At 72.7% G+C, this 16,416-nt stretch carries 16 protein-coding genes; 6 read left to right on the top strand and 10 right to left on the bottom strand.

Annotated features, from left to right (window positions below; genetic code table 11):
* Positions 1-50 precede the first annotated feature (50 nt).
* Both ACIHAA_RS08980 and ACIHAA_RS08975 read left to right on the top strand, forming a co-directional pair.
* Complete coding sequence (locus tag ACIHAA_RS08980) at positions 51-791, top strand: beta-phosphoglucomutase family hydrolase (protein ID WP_399814706.1); 741 nt, start codon at positions 51-53, stop codon at positions 789-791.
* Positions 788-3,145 (top strand): glycoside hydrolase family 65 protein, encoded by a 2,358-nt coding sequence (locus tag ACIHAA_RS08975; RefSeq protein ID WP_399814704.1) that lies wholly within the window; start codon positions 788-790, stop codon positions 3,143-3,145. Before ACIHAA_RS08980 ends, ACIHAA_RS08975 begins: the two co-directional genes overlap by 4 nt.
* 41 nt (positions 3,146-3,186) lie before the next feature.
* Here ACIHAA_RS08975 and ACIHAA_RS08970 read toward each other — a convergent pair whose 3' ends face one another.
* The 3 genes from ACIHAA_RS08970 to ACIHAA_RS08960 all read right to left on the bottom strand — a co-directional run bounded on the left by ACIHAA_RS08970 (position 3,187) and on the right by ACIHAA_RS08960 (position 5,208).
* Positions 3,187-3,492 (bottom strand): DUF1232 domain-containing protein, encoded by a 306-nt coding sequence (locus ACIHAA_RS08970; protein ID WP_399814702.1) that lies wholly within the window; start codon positions 3,490-3,492, stop codon positions 3,187-3,189.
* A gap of 108 nt (positions 3,493-3,600) precedes the next feature.
* Complete coding sequence (locus tag ACIHAA_RS08965) at positions 3,601-3,984, bottom strand: hypothetical protein (RefSeq protein WP_399814701.1); 384 nt, start codon at positions 3,982-3,984, stop codon at positions 3,601-3,603.
* Positions 3,985-4,287: 303 nt separating this feature from the next.
* Positions 4,288-5,208 (bottom strand): MurR/RpiR family transcriptional regulator, encoded by a 921-nt coding sequence (locus tag ACIHAA_RS08960; RefSeq protein ID WP_399814699.1) that lies wholly within the window; start codon positions 5,206-5,208, stop codon positions 4,288-4,290.
* A gap of 200 nt (positions 5,209-5,408) precedes the next feature.
* Here ACIHAA_RS08960 and ACIHAA_RS08955 point away from each other — a divergent pair, with 200 nt between their 5' ends.
* Together ACIHAA_RS08955 and ACIHAA_RS08950 are read left to right on the top strand one after the other, a co-directional pair.
* Positions 5,409-5,795: a hypothetical protein gene (locus ACIHAA_RS08955; RefSeq protein WP_399814697.1), complete on the top strand. Its 387-nt coding sequence runs from the start codon at positions 5,409-5,411 to the stop codon at positions 5,793-5,795.
* Between the two features lie 155 nt (positions 5,796-5,950).
* On the top strand, positions 5,951-6,934 hold the full coding sequence (locus ACIHAA_RS08950) for an aldo/keto reductase (RefSeq protein WP_399814695.1): 984 nt from the start codon (positions 5,951-5,953) through the stop codon (positions 6,932-6,934).
* Between the two features lie 56 nt (positions 6,935-6,990).
* Here the strand turns inward: ACIHAA_RS08950 and ACIHAA_RS08945 are convergent, their stop codons facing one another.
* Positions 6,991-7,329, bottom strand: a complete 339-nt coding sequence (locus ACIHAA_RS08945) for a hypothetical protein (protein ID WP_399814694.1) — start codon at positions 7,327-7,329, stop codon at positions 6,991-6,993.
* A 249-nt stretch (positions 7,330-7,578) separates the two neighbouring features.
* Between ACIHAA_RS08945 and tgmA the strand changes: the two genes are divergently transcribed.
* Positions 7,579-7,770 (top strand): putative ATP-grasp-modified RiPP, encoded by a 192-nt coding sequence (tgmA, locus tag ACIHAA_RS08940; protein ID WP_399814692.1) that lies wholly within the window; start codon positions 7,579-7,581, stop codon positions 7,768-7,770.
* A 14-nt stretch (positions 7,771-7,784) separates the two neighbouring features.
* Complete coding sequence (gene tgmB, locus ACIHAA_RS08935) at positions 7,785-8,741, top strand: ATP-grasp ribosomal peptide maturase (RefSeq protein ID WP_399814690.1); 957 nt, start codon at positions 7,785-7,787, stop codon at positions 8,739-8,741.
* Between the two features lie 80 nt (positions 8,742-8,821).
* On the opposite strand, the gene ACIHAA_RS08930 is transcribed toward tgmB, so the two are convergent.
* The 6 genes from ACIHAA_RS08930 to ACIHAA_RS08905 form a co-directional block, all read right to left on the bottom strand.
* Positions 8,822-10,474, bottom strand: coding sequence for a serine/threonine protein kinase (locus ACIHAA_RS08930; protein WP_399814689.1), 1,653 nt, complete (start codon positions 10,472-10,474; stop codon positions 8,822-8,824).
* A gap of 178 nt (positions 10,475-10,652) precedes the next feature.
* Positions 10,653-11,882: a 4-hydroxybenzoate 3-monooxygenase gene (locus tag ACIHAA_RS08925; protein ID WP_399814688.1), complete on the bottom strand. Its 1,230-nt coding sequence runs from the start codon at positions 11,880-11,882 to the stop codon at positions 10,653-10,655.
* Between the two features lie 91 nt (positions 11,883-11,973).
* Complete coding sequence (locus ACIHAA_RS08920) at positions 11,974-12,780, bottom strand: PP2C family protein-serine/threonine phosphatase (RefSeq protein WP_399814686.1); 807 nt, start codon at positions 12,778-12,780, stop codon at positions 11,974-11,976.
* Positions 12,781-12,842: 62 nt separating this feature from the next.
* Positions 12,843-13,193, bottom strand: a complete 351-nt coding sequence (locus tag ACIHAA_RS08915; protein WP_399814684.1) for a UBP-type zinc finger domain-containing protein — start codon at positions 13,191-13,193, stop codon at positions 12,843-12,845.
* Positions 13,190-14,689 carry an ATP-binding protein gene (locus ACIHAA_RS08910; RefSeq protein ID WP_399814682.1) on the bottom strand — a complete coding sequence of 500 codons (1,500 nt, stop codon included), beginning with the start codon at positions 14,687-14,689 and terminating at the stop codon, positions 13,190-13,192. Before ACIHAA_RS08910 ends, ACIHAA_RS08915 begins: the two co-directional genes overlap by 4 nt.
* Positions 14,690-14,711: 22 nt before the next feature.
* Positions 14,712-16,391: an FAD-dependent oxidoreductase gene (locus tag ACIHAA_RS08905; protein WP_399814681.1), complete on the bottom strand. Its 1,680-nt coding sequence runs from the start codon at positions 16,389-16,391 to the stop codon at positions 14,712-14,714.
* Positions 16,392-16,416: the final 25 nt, after the last annotated feature.

Genomic DNA, 16,416 nt, shown 5'->3' with positions numbered 1-16,416 from the left:
TGTGGTCTTCACCACCCTCTGTGTGCCGCTCATGGGGGAAGGTGGCTCCTATGACAGAGCTCGGTCTTCCGGACGGCATCCAGGCCTGCCTCTTCGACCTCGACGGAGTCATCACCAAGACCGCCGTCGTCCACGCCGCCGCATGGAAACAGACGTTCGATGACTTTCTGCGCCGCCGCGACGGGGAGTCATACCGCCCCTTCGACAAGGCCTCCGACTACGACGAGTACGTCGACGGCCGCCCCCGCGCCGACGGCGTCCGCACTTTCCTCGCCTCCCGCGGCATCGAACTGCCCGAGGGCACTCCCGACGACCCGCCCGACCGGGACACCGTCCACGGCCTCGGCAACCGCAAGAACGACCTGCTCCTGGAACTGATCCGCACCCGCGGGGTCGAGGCGTACGAGGGCACGATCCGCTACGTCGAGGCCGCGCGCGCCGCCGGGCTGCGCACGGCCGTCGTCTCCTCCAGCGCCAACTGCCGGGACGTGCTGCGGTCGATCGGCGCCGAGGACCTCTTCGACGTGCGCATCGACGGGGTCGTGGCCGCCGAGCGGCAACTGCCGGGCAAGCCACGGCCCGACACCTTCCTGGCCGCCGCCCGGGACCTCGGCGTGGCGGCGAAGGCCGCCGCCGTCTTCGAGGACGCGCTCGCCGGGATGGACGCGGGACGCTCGGGCCACTTCGGCTATGTGGTGGGGCTGGACCGCGTCGGCCAGGCGGACGCGCTGAAGGCGCACGGCGCCGATGTCGTCGTACGGGACCTCGCGGACCTGGGGGAGCGCTCGTGATCACACAGTCCTCGTACGCCATCGAGCCCTGGGTGCTGCGCGAGCGCGGGCTCCATCCGGAGGTCCTGCCGCAGAGCGAATCGGTGTTCGCTCTGTCCAACGGCCATATCGGCTGGCGCGGCAACCTCGACGAGGGGGAGCCGCACGGACTGCCCGGCTCCTATCTCAACGGCGTCCACGAACTGCATCCGCTGCCGTACGCCGAGGCCGGGTACGGCTATCCGGAATCCGGCCAGACCGTTATCAACGTCACCAACGGCAAGATCATCCGCCTGCTGGTGGACGACGAGCCCTTCGACCTGCGCTACGGCAGGCTGCGTTCCCACGAGCGCGTCCTCGACCTGCGCGCGGGCACCCTCACCCGGACCTGCGAATGGACCTCCCCGGCCGGAACGACCGTCCGGGTGCGCTCCACCCGGCTGGTGTCCTTCACCCAGCGCGCGATCGCCGCGATCGCCTACGAGGTCGAGGCCGTCGACGGCCGGGCGCGGATCGTGGTGCAGTCCGAGCTGGTCGCCAACGAGCAACTGCCGGGCCACGACGGCGATCCCCGGGCCGCGGTGGTCCTCGACTCCCCGCTGGAGCCGGAGGAGCACTTCGCCAAGAGCGGCAGGCTGCGGCTGGTGCACCGCACCCGCAGAAGCGGCCTGCGGGTCGGCGCCGCCGCCGACCACCTGGTCAGCGGCCCCGACCCGACCACCACCGACAGCGAGTCCGGCGACGACCTCGCCCGGCTCACCATCGCCACCGCCCTGGAGCCGGGCGAACGGCTGCGCCTGGAGAAGTTCGTCTCCTACGGCTGGTCCGGCACCCGCTCGCTGCCCGCCGTCAGCGACCAGGTGGACGCGGCACTCGCCGCCGCGACCAGCGTCGGCTGGACCGGCCTGCTCGCCGAACAGCGCGCCCATCTCGACGACTTCTGGGCGCGCTCGGACGTGGAGATCGACGGCGACGCCCAGATCCAGCAGGCCGTGCGCTTTGCCCTCTTCCATGTGCTCCAGGCGGGGGCCCGGGCCGAGCAGCGAGCCATCCCCGCCAAGGGACTGACCGGTTCCGGCTACGACGGGCACGCCTTCTGGGACACCGAGATGTTCGTGCTGCCGCTGCTCACCTACACCTCCCCGGGCGCGGTCGCCGAGGCACTGCGCTGGCGGCAGAACACCCTGCCGGCGGCCCGCGAACGAGCCGTGCAACTGGGCCTGCGCGGCGCGGCGTTCCCCTGGCGGACCATCGAGGGCTCGGAGGGCTCGGCGTACTGGCCCGCGGGCACCGCCGCGTTCCATGTGAACGCCGACATCGCCGACGCCGTCGTACGGTATGTCTCCGCGACCGGCGACGAGAGCTTCGAACGGGACACCGGGGTGGAACTCCTGGTGGAGACCGCCCGGTTGTGGCGCTCCCTCGGCCACCACGACCACCATGGCGCCTTCCACCTCGACGGAGTGACCGGCCCGGACGAGTACAGCGCGATCGCCGACGACAACACGTACACCAATCTGATGGCCCGGGCGAACCTGCTGGCCGCCGCCGACGCCGTCGAGCGCCATCCGCGGCGGGCCGCGGAGCTGGACGTCGACGAGGAGGAGGGCGCGGCCTGGCGGGAGGCCGCGGAGGCGATGTACGTCCCCTACAACGAGGAGCTGGGCGTGCACGAGCAGCACGCCGGGTTCACCCGCTACCAGCGCTGGGACTTCGCCGCGACCCGCGCCGACCAGTACCCGCTGCTGCTGCACTTCCCGTACTTCGACCTGTACCGCAAACAGGTGATCAAGCAGGCGGACCTGGTCCTCGCGATGTACACGTGCAGCCCGTACTTCGACGCGGAGCACAAGGCGCGCGGCTTCACCTACTACGAACCCCTCACGGTCCGGGACTCCTCCCTGTCCGCCTGCTGCCAGGCGGTGATCGCGGCCGAGACGGGCCATCTGCCGCTCGCCTACGACTATCTGCGCGAGGCCGCGCTGATGGACCTCCAGGACCTGGAGCACAACACCCGCGACGGACTGCACATCGCGTCCCTGGCCGGCACCTGGATGGCGCTCGTCGCGGGCTTCGGCGGGATGCGCCACCACGGTGACAGGCTCGCCTTCGCGCCGCGCCTGCCGGAGCAGCTCGGCCGCCTCGCCTTCTGCCTCGAACTGCGCGGCTGCCGACTGCGGGTGGAGATCGGACGCACCTCGGCCACCTACACCCTGCTGGCCGGTGAGCCGCTGACGATCCACCACCACGGTGAGGCGCTCACCCTGGACGCCGACAAACCGCAGACCCGCGACATCCCCGCCCTCAATCCGCGCCCGGCCCCCGGCCATCCCCCGCACCGGCGGCCGGGCCCGGGGACCGACGTCGAACAGTGAGGACCCGCCCCCGGCGGCGGCCGGGGACACGGGACCGCCCGTCAGTCGGGCAACGCGCCGTCGCCGGGCCCGAGTTCCGGCACCGGCGCGGCAGCCCGCATCGAGCGCAGGGCCAGCAGCAGCACGGCGATGTCGTCCAGATAGACCGGATCGGGGAGCAGATCGGTCGGCAGTACCAGATACAGCACCGCACCCCAGAACACCCAGCGGGGTCCCGTCGGCAGTCCGGCACGGCGCAGGTCGCGGCGGGTGCGAACGAGCCGCAGCAGCAGGGCGAGCGCCACGGCGAGCAGCACCGCCGCGAGGACCACGACAACGGCGATCACGGTCCAGCTCAGGGAGTCCATGCACAGCTCCGGGCATCCGTAGGAGTCGTCCTCCCCTACGGATGCCCGGCTTCGCGGCGGACAGTGCCGCTGCCGGTCGGAATGCCCCCCACGGGGGCACGGCAGCGGTCAGTGGCCGCGCCCGGTGCCGCTCTCCGCGAGGGCCTGGGAGACCGCGCGCACACTGCGCGCGATGTGCTGGAGCTGCATGAGTTCCGCGGCGTAGAGCCTGATGGTCTGCTCGATGGCCGACTCGGCAAGGCCCAGCGCGGGCAGTTCCGCCCGCGCCGTCTGGAGTGCGGTCCGGGCGATCCGTACCTCGTGCTGCACCTGGATCTGGGCGTGCCGGGCGAGCAGGACGGGATGGCGGATCAGGGACGGGTAGCTGGCGTAGCGGGCGGGGACGAGTTCGCGCAGCCACTTGGCGGCCGATCGTTCCCAGTCGTAGCTGCCCGGTGTCTTGACCTGGCACGGCCAGTCCGAGCTGATCGGCGAGTGAGTCATCAGGGCCATGGTCTTCGCTTCCGGCTCGGGGGGTGCGGCTGCTCGGGGCGGCCCCGGCCCAGGGGAGGGGCCGGAGCCGCCGCCGTGGACACCCGCGCGGGCGGGCCCGGCCGGACATCCGGCGCCCGTGGGTAGGAGCGGACGGCCCCGGTGGTCCGGACGGCATGACCGGGAGGGGAGCCCGGATCACGATCCGGAAGCAGTATTTATATATACCGGCAGATACGCAAGGACATGAAAAAATTCATCTGCGGTTCGGTGCGATTGATCCCCGTGTGCGGGCCGCCGACGGCCCCCGCTTGGCCCTCGGGGCTAGTCCTTCAGGAAGAACTGGTGCTGCTCGGCGATCTGCTCGTACTCGTCCAGGCGGGCCTGGGTCCGCTCCGGGTCGGCGTCGGTCATGGCCTGGAGCAGGGCGGCGGCCATCAGGCCCGGGGCGGCGTAGGAGTCGAAGACCAGCCGCGAGCCGGTGCCGGTCGCGAAGACCTGGTCCGCCTCGTCGGCCAGTGGCCCGAGGGCCAGATCGGTGACCAGGGCCACCTTGAGCCCGGCGCTGCGCGCCACCCGTACCGCGGTCAGGGTCTCCTGGGCGTGCCGGGGCATTCCGAACGCCAGTACCCAGGTGCCCCCGGCCTCCCGGGACTGGAGCAGCGCGTCATAGGCGACGGTGCCGCCGCGGGTCACCAGCCGTACGTCGGGATGGATCCGCCGGGCCCCGTACGCGAAGTACTCGGCGAGCGAACCGGAGATCCTCAGACCCATCACGGTCAGCGGTGTCGACTGCGACAGCGCCCGGCCGACCCCGATCACCCGGTCCGGGTCGGCGAAGTCCCGGCGCAGGTTCTCCAGGTTCTCGATCTCCGCGTCCACGGCCGCCTGGAGCTCGTTGCTGCGCTGCTCCGCCGGGGGGCTCGGTGTGCCCAGCGCCCGCAGCGCGATCGCCTGGAGCCGCTCCCGCAGCGCCGGGTAGCCGCTGAAGCCGACGGCGGCGGCGAACCGGGTCACCGAGGGCTGGCTGACGCCCACCCGCTCGGCCAGGTCCGTGATCGACAGAAAGGCCGCCTCGGTGATGTTCTCGATCAGGTACTGGGCGATCCGCCGGTGCCCGGGGGACAGCCGCGGACCGTCGAACAGCTCCCTGAGCTGGGACGTCGGGCTGGCGCCCGCCTCCGGGGCCGTCCTGCCCGCAGTGATCGCAGAGGTCTGCGCGCGTGTCTGCTGCGGCGATGGCACCGGACCGCCTCCTTCACGTGCCTGGGAAACTTCAACATAGCTCACGTACGGCGCTGACCAGGGACCTTACGCCGCAGATCACAGCTCGCCCCCGGCAGGCGCTCCCGCCGCCGCGGCCGTACCGTCGTGCATGGGGACCCGGGGGAGGGGTACCCGTGTCCGCTCACGAAGGACGTTGGCCCACGAGGGAAGGAGCGGCCGTGAACTCGCCCCCAGCGCACGCACCACAGGTCGAGGTGGTGGTCAGCGACTGCTCGGCCACGGACGCCGGAAGCCTGTTCGCCGAACTCTGCCGGCATTTCGGCTCCGACCGCTGCGCCGAGGACGCACCGCACGAGACCTCCGGATCCCGGCCCACCATGTGGACCGGCACCTTCGACACCTCGGCCTCCCCCGGTGGGTCACCGGGGCCGGAGCCCGCACCCCTGTCGGGTTCCGTGAAGGCGGAACTCCAGGGTGAGCCCCGGGCGGTGGAGCGCCTGCGGCACGCCCTGGACGAGATGTTCGTGGTCCACCAGCTCGGTGTGGTGGCCGGGGACCAGGAGGTCGACGTCGAACTGCGGCTGGAGAACCGCCCCGGGGGCTGAGCCCCCGCCGTGCCCGTCCCGCCGTGCCCGTCCCCGCGGGTCCGCCCGGACGGGGTCCGCCCGGCCGGGGTCCGCGCCCCGGCCGGAGCGCGGACGTGCCGCGCCGCGCGCGGGGCGTTCCGTGCGCGGGCGGGGCCGGATGACACACTGGCCGCATGGAGGAACGAGAATTCCGCAGGTCGGGGCAGCACGCGTCGGTCATCGGCCTCGGCACCTGGCAACTGGGCGCGGACTGGGGCGATGTCGACGACAAGGACGCCCACGAGGTGCTGGAGGCGGCGGCCGAGTCCGGCGTGACGTTCTTCGACACCGCCGATGTGTACGGCGACGGCCGCAGCGAGCAGACCATCGCCGCCTTCCTGCTCGGCAGGCCCGATGTCCATGTGCTGGTGGCGACCAAGATGGGCCGCCGCGTCGACCAGATCCCGCAGAACTACGTCCTGGACAACTTCCGCGCCTGGAACGACCGTTCCCGGCGCAATCTCGGTGTGGACCGGGTCGATCTGGTGCAGCTCCACTGCCCGCCGACCCCCGTCTACTCCTCCGACGAGGTGTACGACGCCCTCGACACCCTGGTCGAGGAGGGCCGGGTCGCCGCGTACGGGGTGAGCGTCGAGACCTGCGCCGAGGCGCTGACCGCGATCGCCCGGCCGCATGTGGCGAGTGTGCAGATCGTCCTCAACCCCTTCCGGATGAAGCCGCTGCGGGAGGTGCTCCCGGCCGCCCGGGCCGCGGGCGTGGGCGTCATCGCCCGGGTGCCGCTCGCCTCGGGTCTGCTGTCGGGGAAATACACCAAGGACACGGTCTTCGCCGTGAACGACCACCGCTCCTTCAACCGGCACGGCGAGGCCTTCGACCAGGGCGAGACCTTCTCCGGGGTGGACTACGCGACGGGGGTGGAGGCGGCGGCGGAGTTCGCTGCGCTCGCCCCGGAGGGCTTCACCCCGGCCCAGCTGGCGCTGGCCTGGATCGTCCAGCAGCCCGGGGTCACGTCGGTGATCCCCGGCGCCCGCTCGGCGGAGCAGGCCCATGCCAACGCGGCGGTCGCGAAGCTGCCCCCGCTCCCGCAGGAGACACTCGACGCGATCGGGGACCTGTACGACCGGCGGATCAGGGCCCAGGTCGAGGACCGCTGGTAGCCGTTCCCGGGCGGCGGGGGCGCCGCCGCGCACTGCGGCGCTCCGCCCGTCGGGCCTCAGGCCGTCAGGGCCGAACGGCTCGCGCGGGTCATACGCGCCGTGTGTGCCGTGGTGCGGGCCGTGTGTGCCGTGCTGCGGGTCGTGCGACGGGGTGCGGCACGTACCCGGTAGGTGGTCTTGGCCCGGTCCACCACCGGGTCCCCGAGGACGATGCGCCCGGTCACCAGCAGCGCGTCGCACTCGTCCGTCGGCAGTGCCGTCTGGCCGCCGACGGACTGCCAGCAGCCGTAGCGGCGGCGGCCGTTGGCGTGCACGGTGAGGAAGACCGGTATGCGCAGGTCCGTGAGCAGGCGCAGCACTTCGGCAGCACGGGCACTGGGCCGAGGGCGCGTCATGATGGGTCAGCCTTTCGGGGGCGCGGGCGGGCGGTCGTTCCACCCGGGGTCTTGATGATCTTTACCCCGCATTGTTGCCGAGCCCACCGACAACGCGCACCCGGCGTGCCGAGGATGCCGATGGAGTCAACGCCCAGGGACGGACAATGTGATGACCTTCACCCTGATGTGGCGGAAAGTGATGAATTCCTTACGGGGACGGAACGTAGAAGGTTGTGAAGAGTCAACTTCTGACCGTGGAGGTTTTCCGTGCGACCGTTCACCCTCAACTACGCCGTTCCCCGCGGGGTTCCGGCCGTGGTGACGCCGTACCGCTTCGACGCCTCCCGGCAGTTGAACGTACTGCCCGACGGGCGGCCCGCGGTGAGTGACCGGGCGCTGCTGCACGCGGCCGGTACGACCACGTCCACCGCCGGTTCCCAGACGCACTTCGACGACTGACGGCAGCGGCCCGGATGACGGTCCTCGTCCTCACCTCGGAGCAGGACGTCACCGCCGACATGGTGGTGGCCGAACTGCTGGAACGGGGCGTCCCGGTGATGCGCCTGGACCCCGCCGACCTCCCCGGCAAGGCGGTGCTGGCGGCCGACTACGCCCACGGCGACTTCGACGGCCATCTCTCGGTCAACGGCCATGTGCTGAGCATGGGCGGGCTGCGCTCGGTGTGGGTGCGCAGGCCGGGCGAGCCCGCCGCGCACGCGGCACACTCCTCCGCATGGCTGACCGCGGAGTCGCGCCAGGCCCTGTACGGCATGCTCTACTCGGCCTCGACCCGCTGGATGAACCACCCCCGCAACGCCGACCAGGCCCGCTACAAGCCCTGGCAACTGCGGGTCGCCCACCTCAGCGGCTTCGCCGTGCCGCCCACCGTCGTCACCACCGCCCCGCGCGTCGCCCAGCAGTTCGCCGAGGAGCACCGGTCGGTGGTCGTGAAGTCCGCCTCGGGACCGCCGCCGGACTCACCGGAGCTGGCGCTGCCCACCACGCTCATCGGGCCCGACACCGACTTCTCCGCCGTGGCGGCGGGCCCCGTGCTGCTCCAGCGCTATGTCCCCAAGCGCGCCGACATCCGGCTGACCTGCGTCGGCACCCGTCTGTTCGGCGCGCGCAAACGGGCCGCGCCGGGCCAGGTCGACGGCCGGTACGGCGACACCGGGTACTCCTGGGAGAACACACCCGTGCCCGAGCGCATCGCGAAGTCGGTGCACGAGTATCTGGCCCTGTCCGGACTCGCCTACGCGGCCTTCGACTTCGCGGAGGACGAGGACGGGCTGTGGTGGTTCCTCGAATGCAACCAGGGCGGCCAGTTCGGCTTCGTCGAGCTGGAGACGGGACAGCCGATCGCCGAGGCGGTCGCGCTGTGGCTCGCCCGGCGGGCGGCGGACCGCAGGGCCCCCGAGGGCCGCAGATGAGGGAGTCCCGGCGAGCGGTCCCGGTGTCATGTCGTCGGCGGGCGAGCCCGGGGTGAGGTGGCCGGTGACCGGCCCCGGCGTCATGTCGTCGGCGGGCGGAAGGTGCGCAGCACCACGTCCAGCGCCTGCCGGTCGGCGGCACCGTCCGCGTCGGCCGCGGGGCCGGTCCAGCGCAGCGAGAAGCCGCGGCCGCCGCCGGTGAGGAAGCCGCGGCCGACGGTGCGCGTCCGGACGCCGTCCACCGTGGACAGCCACACCATGTCGGCGCCCGGGTACCCCTGGTAGGTCACCGCGCGGATCGGGCCCACCCGGGTGAAGTCCTGCTCGGTGCTGCGCAGGGACGGCTCCAGATTCCGCCACACCGCGACCGGGTCCGGGCCCAGGTTCACGCCGGCGGTGACGGTCAGCGTGCGCGGATCCCCGTTCGCCCCGAGCGTGACCCGGTAGGTGTTCTCGGCGGCCCGCAGCGTGCCCAGCCGCTTCCATCCCCGCGGCAGGTCGACGGAGAAGCCCTCGGAAGCGGCGAAGGGGACGAAGTCCGCGGTCGGTTCCCCGGCGGTCTCCGACGGCGAGGGGGCGGAGGGGGAGGGGGAGGGAGTCGAGGGGGAGGGAGACGCCGCCCGGTGCCTGCCCGCGGAGGGGGAGCCGTCCGGCGTCGGGCCCGCCCCCGTGGAGGGCGCCCGGCCGGTGGGCGGGGCGGCGGGGGCACCGGACGGGGAGCGCTCCGCACCCGCGGTGGGGGAGCCGCCGTGGCCGCCGCTCGTCGTCAGGACGGCGACCGCCGAGGCCGCGACAACCAGACCGGCACCCGCCAGCGCCGACCGGCGCACGGCCGGGCTGCTCCAGGCCCGCACCGCCCGCTGCGCGACCAGCCGCACGCCGCCCGGTGGCACCGCAGGCCCGGCCAGGACGGTGTCCTCCGCGTCCCCGTCCAGGACGCGCGCCAGGGAGGAGCGCACCACCGGCCCCGGCACCCGCTCCAGGGCGTCCCGGCGGAGCAGTCCCGTGACGGCCGGGGCGAGGGGACCGGCCCGCACCGGAGCACGCAGCGGCAGCCGGTCCACCGCGCGCAGGGTGGACTCGACCGGGCCCCGGTCCCGGTAGGGCGGACGGCCCTCCGTCATGGTGTACAGCAGCGCGCCCAGCGCCCACTGGTCGGCCGCCGGACCGGCGCTCGACCCGCGCGCCTGCTCGGGGGAGGCGTACGAGGGAGCCGTGACCCGCTGGGTGACACACGTGCCCACCAGGCCGAATCCCGTCACCACCACACCGTCGTCCTCGCCGACGAACACCTGACCGGGGCTCAGATCACCATGGGTCACACCCCCGCGGTGGGCGCTCTCCAGCACATCGAGGACGCCGATGCCGATCCGGGCCGCCCGGAGGTGGCCGAGGGGACCGGGATCCAGGACCACCCCGAGCGGTGTGCCCTCGATCCGCTCCGTCACGGTCCACAGGACACCGTTGTCCTCGGCCACGTCCAGCACGGGGGCGACCCCCGCCGGGCACAGCAGCCGCACCGCCTCGGAGTCCCGCAGGACGCGGGCGGTGATGCGGCGGATGCCGTCCCCAGGCGCCGAAGGGGCCTGCCGCGACCCGATCAGGGTGACCGGACGCCCGTACTCGATGTCCTCGCCGAGGACGACGGTTCGCCCCTCCTCCCGATGGACGGTCTCGAGCGTCCGGTACCGTCCGGCGATCAACTCCCTGGCCCAGGCCCGACCGTGCTCCATCGTCACCCCTCGCTGCACAACCGGACTCTCCGGTTTCCCGGATGTACGGCGGGTGTGACGGTGGGTGTTCAACGGAAGGGGATTTCTCCGCACGGGAGTTGGCGCGCCCGGCGGGTGCGGCTCGCGCCATCCCCTCCCACGTGCGGAAACAGCCGCCCGCCGACTACTGGCCAGTAGGTTACTGTTGGTTACCTGCGGCGGCCGAGCCGATGTACGACTCCGCGAACGCGGCCGCCGCGGCGGGCGAACGGAACAGCCGCCGCAGCCGGGCCGTCGCGTTGCCCGCACGGAAGGCGTCACCGGACGAGGGGCCGTGCAGCAACTCGGCGAACCACTCCGAGAACTCCTGGTACTCCCACACCCGGCGCAGAGCCGCCGCCGAATAGCTGTCCAGGCCGTCCCAGCCGCCCGTGCGGTGGTACTCGATCAGCGCGTCCGCGAGCAGCAGCGCGTCGTGCAGGGCGAGGTTCATGCCCTTCGCCGCGATCGGGGCGACCAGATGGGCGGCGTCGCCCGCCAGGAACAGCCGCCCGTACGTCATCGGCTGCACCACATAGTTGTGCAGGTCGAGCACCCGCTTCTCGATCAGCGGCCCCTCGGTCAGCGGCGCCGCACCCGCCGCGGACAGCCGGGTGCGCAGCTCGGCCCAGACCCGCTCGTCGGGCCAGTTCGCCGGGTCGTCGCCGGGCGGGCACTGGAGGTAGTAGCGGGTGACCTGCGGACCGCGGGCCATATGGGCGGCGAACCCGCGCGGATGGACCCCGAAGACCACGGAGTCCGAGGACGGCGGCGCCTCGGCGAGCAGCGCCAGCCAGCCGACCCCGTAGTCGAGCCGCGCGACCTGTGCGCGGTCCGCCGGCAGGGCGGCCCGGGTCACCCCGCGGGCGCCGTCGCACCCGGCGACGGCATCGCAGCATATCCGGTGCCGCGTCCCGGTCTCTGGATCGGTGTACGACACCGACGGCTGCTCGGTGTCGATGCCGTGCAGCTCCACATCGCGCACCCGGAACCGGATGTCCCCGCCCCTGACGTCGGCGTACTCCCGCACCAGCTCCGTCACCAACAGCGGCTGGGGGCAGACGACATGACGGTGGCCGGAGATCTCGGTGTAGGGGAACCGGTGCCGTTCGCCGTCGACGCGGAACTCGCAGACGCTCTGCGTCGGCGCCCGCTCCAGCAGGTCCCGGGCCAGCCCGTGCCCCTTCAGGGCCCGCATCGCCCACTCCTCCAGGAAGCCCGCCCGCGGCCGCTGCTCGATGAACTCCCGGCTCTCGGCTTCCAGGACGACACAGTCGACCCGGGCCGCGCGCAGGATGTTCGCCAGGGTCAGTCCGGCCGGTCCCGCGCCGATGACGACGACCGGCACATGGTGGTCGGGCAGGGGGAGTGTGGGGGAGGAGTCGATCATCCGCTCATTATGGTCGCGCAGGGGTCAACGCGGCCCCGGCACACCCGGGTTGCGGAGGCCCGCACCCGCCGTGGCCGCCTCGTCGCCCCGCTCAGATCCCGGGAGCGGCGGGCACCACCCGGATCACCGCCGCGGTGACGTTGTCCTCGCCCCCGGCGTCCAGGGCGCGGCCCACCAGCGTCTGCGCGTCCGCCAGCACATTGCGCCCCCGCCGTCCGAGCGCCGTCAACAGCCCGGCTGCGTCCGGCAGATGACGCCACAGCCCGTTGGTGCACAGCAGCAGCCGACCGGGCACCCGGGGACGACGGCCGCGCACATGGGCCCGCACCGGCCCGGCGTCCGCGCCCAGCCATGCGGTGAGGGCGTCGTGCTCGCCCGTGTCGTCCTCGGACAGGAGCACCCCCGGGCCCTCGCCGGGCAGCCAGTAGGCCCTGCTGTCCCCGACCCACGCGCTCCAGATCCCCTCCGGACCGGCGACGCCCGCGACGAACGTGCACGCGGGCGAGCCCTCCTCCGCGGCGGACAGGGCACTCACCGCCCGGCCCGCCCGCTCCGCGGCCCGGGCGAGCGCCACCTCGGGCGCCTCCCCCTCCCGCAGCCGGGCGGTCAGCACCGCCGCCCCGGCCTTGGCGGCGACCCGGGCCGCACGTTCCGGCTGCGGGGAGCGGGACACCCCGCCGCAGACCACCGCGACCGTCCAGAGCCCGGTGGCGGCCAGCGCCAGCGAGTTGGCGTTGACCTCCAGCCGGGGCCCCCGGTCGCTGACCCCGGCCGCGTCGGCTCCCACCGTGATCTCCACATGCGCACGGAAGGTGTGCTGCGCCACGCCGCAGCGCCGGCAGGCACCGTCGGGTGCCACCGTGCCCCCGCACCGGATGCATTCCATGATCCTCGCCATGGCCGACCTCCGCCCTGCCCGGCCCGCCGCGGCCTTGCCGCGGCGCTCGGCCGGGCCCGCGCCTAACCGAGCGTCTGAGCCCAGTCCGCCGGGACCCGGCCCGCCGGACCCGGTACCGGCTGGTCGAGGGGATGGCAGACGGGCGGCGCCAGTTCGGGACCCGACTCGTACAGCTCGGAGGTGGCGAAGTCCCAGAACCAGTCCTCGCCCGGCTCGAAACTCCGGATCACCGGGTGCCCGGTCGCCTGGAAGTGGGCCGTCGCGTGCTTGGCGGGGGAGTCGTCGCAGCAGCCGATGTGCCCGCACTGCGCGCAGCGGCGCAGATGGAACCACCAGCCGCCCGCCTCCTCGCACTCCGCGCAGCCCGCGCCGGTGGGCGGGACCCCGGGGTCGATTCCGTTCGCTGTGGTCATGATGCCTCCACTGGTGTCTCGGAACCGGGCCCCGCGGCCGAGTCCCCCTCCGGGACGTCGGACTCCCCGGCCGTGAGCGGCAGCCACACCTGGAACCGGGTGTCCCCCGGCTCGGACGTCACATCGAGGCCGCCGTGGTGTTTGTTGACGACGATGCGCCAGGAGATGTCCAGGCCGAGCCCGGTGCCCTGGCCGACCGGCTTGGTGGTGAAGAAGGGGTCGAAGATGCGGTTGCGGATCTCCGGCGGAATCCCGGGACCCGTGTCGCGGAACTCGACCAGCAGCCGGTCCCGTTCGAGCGCCGTCCGTACCGTCAGCGTGCCGTCCCCACCCGTCTCGTTCATCGCCGACACCGCGTTGTCGATGAGGTTGGTCCACACCTGGTTCAGCTCCCCCGGATAGGCGGGGACCTTCGGCAGGGTGCGGTCGTACTCCTTGACCACGGTGATCCGCCTGCCGATCTTGGCGGAGAGCATCAGCAGCGTGCTGTCGAGGAGTTCGTGCACATCGACGACCTGGTAGGGGGCCCGGTCGAGCTGCGAGTACTGCCGCGCCGCGTTCACCAGGGTGGACACCCGGGTTGTGGAGTCCTCGATCTCGTTCATCAACAGCTCGGTCTCCACCGTGTAGTTGAGCCAGCGGACCGCGCCTTCGAGGCTCTCCTCGTCGACGGCCGCCGCGACCCGGTCCAGCCAGTCGGTGTCCAGCCCGGCCTGCACAAACGCCGGGGCGAGCTGCCAGGCGCCCTCGATGCCGTGGTCGTCCAGCCAGTCGCCGAGCGCGTCCTCCCGGTCGGAGGCCTCCAGGGGGCTCAGCGGGGTGGCCTTGGCGACCTGCTCGGCCGTCCGCTCCTGGATGTCCACCAGGGTCAGCAGCGCGTCCCGCTCGTACCGCCCGGCCGCGATCACCCCCAGCTTGTGCCGCATCCCGGCCACCCGCTCCCGCAGCGCCGAGGTGGCGCGCACCGCCGCGGCCGCCGGATTGTTCAGCTCATGGGTGAGGCCCGCGGACAGGGAGCCCAGGGCCAGCAGCCGTTCCCGCTGGTTGATGACCTGCTGGGTGTTCTGACTGCCGAAGAACAGACCCTCCAGCAGATGCACGGCCATCGGGAACCAGTCCCGCATCACCGAGGCGAAGGTCTCGGCGGGCAGCACGAAGAACCGGGAGGGCTCGGTGACCCGCATCGACCCGTTGTAGACCGCGGCCCGCGCCCGGTCGCCCAGATACGCCTGGAAGGCGCCCGCGTACACCCCGCGCTGGGAGGTCCGGTTGACCTCCACATCGTCGCCGCCCACCCGGCGCGAGAGCACCACGGTGCCCTCCAGCAGCACGAAGAAGCAGGTGGCGGGGTCGCCCTCGGTGTACACCGGGCCCGGCTCGAACAGCTCCACCCGGCCGTCCCGGCACAGCCGCGCCAGCTGGTCGTCGCTCAGCTTCTCGAACAGGAAGAGCGTCCTCAGCTCCGCCTTGTCGCACTCCATCGGCCGGCTGCTCATCCGCGCTCCCCGGGCTGTGGGTTCATGACTGCTCCAGATACCGGTGGACGAGCATCACCGCCATCGCCCCCTCGCCGACCGCGGAGGCGACCCGCTTGGCGGACTCGGCGCGCGCGTCACCCGCCACGAACACCCCGGGCACATTGGTCTCCAGGTGGTACGGGGGCCGGTCCAGCTCCCAGCCGGGCGGCGGCTGCCCGTCGCAGGTCATGTCGGGCCCGGTCGGGATGAAGCCGTGCTCGTCGCGCAGCACGGTCCCCTCCAGCCAGTCCGTGAGCGGGGCCGCCCCGATGAACACGAACAGCCAGGGCACGTCGACGAGTTCGGTCTCTCCCGTCGCGAGGTCACGCAGTGTCAGCTGCTCCAGGTGCTCGGTCCCGTGCGCCGACTCCACCACGGTGCCGCTGCGCACGACGATGTTCGGCGCCTCGGAGATCTGCTGGACCAGATAGTGCGACATCGACGCCGCCAGCGACGCGCCACGCACGATCAGGGTCACCGACTTGGCGTTCCGGGACAGATACATCGCCGCCTGGCCCGCCGAGTTGGCGCCGCCCACGATGAACACGTTCTGCCCCGAGCAGGCGGGCGCCTCCGTCAGCGCCGACCCGTAGTAGACCCCGCACCCCGTCAGGTCCCGCAGCCCCGGGGCCGCGAGCTGACGGTAGGTCACACCGGTCGCCAGGATCACGCTGTGCGCGGCGATCGCGGTCCCGTCCGAGAACCGCACGATCCGCGCCGCTCCGTTGGCCTCCAGCGCGGACACCTCCCGCGCGGTGAGGATCTCCGCACCGAACTTCTTGGCCTGGCGGCGCGCCCGGTCGGTGAGCTGCGCCCCCGACACGCCGTCGGGGAAGCCGAGGTAGTTCTCGATGCGGGAACTCTGCCCGGCCTGGCCACCCGTCGCCGACCGCTCCACCAGCAGCGTCCGCAGCCCCTCCGAGGCTCCGTAGACCGCCGCCCCCAGCCCGGCGGGGCCGCCGCCGATCACCACCAGGTCGTAGAACTCGGAGGTCGGGTTGGTCGCCAGCCCCACATGGGCGGCGAGTTCCGGGTCCCCCGGTTCGACGAGGACGGAGCCGTCCGGGGTGACCACGAGCGGCAACCGCTCCCCGTCCTGCCCGGCCGCCGCCAGCAGCCGTCCGCCCTCCGGCGTGTCGACCGAGTACCAGCGGTAGGGCACCTGGTTGCGGGCCAGGAACTCCCGGACCCGCGAGGACCGCGCCGACCAGCGGTGCCCCACCACCTTGGTGGCCGGGACCGGCCGGTAGTCCGAGGTCCGCCACACCTCCAGCAGATCGTCCAGGACCGGATAGAGCTTCTCCTCCGGCGGATCCCACGGCTTGAGGAGGTAGTGGTCGAGGTCGATGACATTGATCGCGTCGATGGCGGCGCCGGTGTCCGCGTACGCGGTCAGCAGCACCCGCCGGGCGCCCGGGTAGACGTCCAGGGCCAGTTCCAGGAACTCGATGCCGTTCATCTCCGGCATGCGGTAGTCGGCCATGATCACGGCCACCAGATCGCCGCGGAGCTTCAGCTCCCGCAGCGCCTCCAGCGCACTCTCACCGGACTCGGCCCGCACGATGCGGTACGACTCGCCGTACCGGCGCCGCAGATCGCGGGCCACGGCACGCGACACCCCGGGGTCGTCGTCCACGGTCAGGATGACGGTCCGTGCCGCTGCGCCGGCAGCCTGTGCCATAGAGGTCTCCCGCCCCGTACCCATC

Origin of the sequence: Streptomyces sp. NPDC052040 (genome assembly GCF_044548405.1) — a bacterium.
Classification (GTDB): domain Bacteria; phylum Actinomycetota; class Actinomycetes; order Streptomycetales; family Streptomycetaceae; genus Streptomyces.
This window is presented reverse-complemented; position numbering and strand designations above follow the sequence as displayed.